Annotated in this window: 1 protein-coding gene; it reads left to right on the forward strand. The window is 56.9% G+C overall.

Features of this window, described 5'->3' with window-relative positions; translation table 11 throughout:
- The first annotated feature begins 68 nt into the window (after nucleotides 1-68).
- On the forward strand, nucleotides 69-1454 hold the full coding sequence (locus GOW04_RS21750; protein WP_171233995.1) for an IS1182 family transposase: 1386 nt from the start codon (nucleotides 69-71) through the stop codon (nucleotides 1452-1454).
- The last annotated feature ends 7 nt before the right edge of the window (nucleotides 1455-1461 follow it).

Here is a 1461-nt window from a genome sequence, read left to right on the forward strand (position 1 = left end):
AAAAACTCTTCCTTGATCGGTGCATGAACTGCTGATTCAATTCTTCCAATGGGTGGGAGGATTGAGCGATGATGGGACCGAGGCAGGAAGCGCAATCGTCGCTGTTCTATGAGTTCTCATTGGAGAACCACGTTCCGCAAGATCACTTGCTTCGGTCGATTGATCGCTTTGTCGATTTGAGCAGCATTCGAGTGCATCTCACGGATTTCTACAGCCACACTGGTCGTCCATCGGTCGATCCTGAACTGCTGATCCGTATGCTGCTGGTCGGCTATTGCTTCGGCATCCGCTCTGAGCGACGGCTGTGCGAAGAGGTGCATCTGAACCTGGCATATCGATGGTTCTGCCGCCTCGATCTGACCGACCGTATCCCGGATCATTCCACGTTTTCCAAGAACCGACACGGGCGTTTCCGGGAGAGTGGGCTTCTACGTCATCTGTTTGAAACGACTGTCGCGCGGTGCATCGAAGAAGGTCTGGTCAGCGGTCAGCGCATGGCAATCGATGCCAGCTTGATCGAAGCCGATGCAAACAAGCAAAACTCAACTCCAAAGGAAGAATGGGATGCATCAACCATCGATCCAGAAGATGCGCCGCGCGCGGTCCGCGAATATCTCGACACTCTGGATGAGGCGGCTTTCGGAGCTGCGAGCGAGGTGCAGCCCAAGTTCACCTCGCATTCTGACCCTGCCAGCCAATGGACCGCGGCCCGCAAAGGTCCTGCTTTCTTCAGCTATTCCGACAACTACCTGATCGACACCGACCATGGGGTGATAGTCGACGTGGAAGGCACCAGATCAATCCGGCAGGCAGAGGTCGGATCGACCAAGACGATGCTGGACCGCGTGAAAGCGAAGTTCGATCTAAACCCGGAGCGTCTGATCGCGGACACCGCCTATGGCACCGGGCCGCTCTTGGGCTGGCTTGTCGACCGCAACATCGCCCCGCACATTCCGGTCTTCGACAAGTCCGGGCGCAACGATGGCACCTGGACGCGGGCGGATTTCGAGTGGGATGCAGAAAACGATCAGTACATTTGCCCTGAGGGCCAGGAACTCAAGCAGTTCCGCCGCAACTATTCTGACCCAAACCGAGGGCCAACTGGCAAGGGCACGGCCCGCTACCGCGCCCTGAAAGACGTTTGCCAGGCCTGTCCATCAAAAGCCAAATGCTGCCCTAATGCCGATGCGCGCAAAATCACCCGCGAAGAGCACGAAGACGCTCGCCAGGTCGCCCGCGAGATCGCCAAAACCCGCCAATACGACATCTCGATGAAACTCAGAAAGAAGGTCGAGATGCTCTTTGCCCACCTCAAACGCATCCTCGGTCTGGGACGGCTCCGATTACGCGGACCATGTGGTGCCAATGACGAATTCCTCCTCGCCGCCACCGCCCAAAACCTCCGCAAATTGGCCAAGATATTTCCTGCACCGCAGCAAACGCGCAAAGCCTGATCAGAAA

Origin of the sequence: Ruegeria sp. HKCCA4812, assembly GCF_013034245.1 — a bacterium.
In the GTDB taxonomy this organism is placed as follows: Bacteria; Pseudomonadota; Alphaproteobacteria; order Rhodobacterales; family Rhodobacteraceae; genus Ruegeria.

Bases quoted from the DNA above. Each gene is read 5' to 3' on its own strand.
- GOW04_RS21750 (WP_171233995.1), top strand. From the start codon at position 69: ATGATGGGACCGAGGCAGGAAGCGCAATCGTCGCTGTTCTATGAGTTC.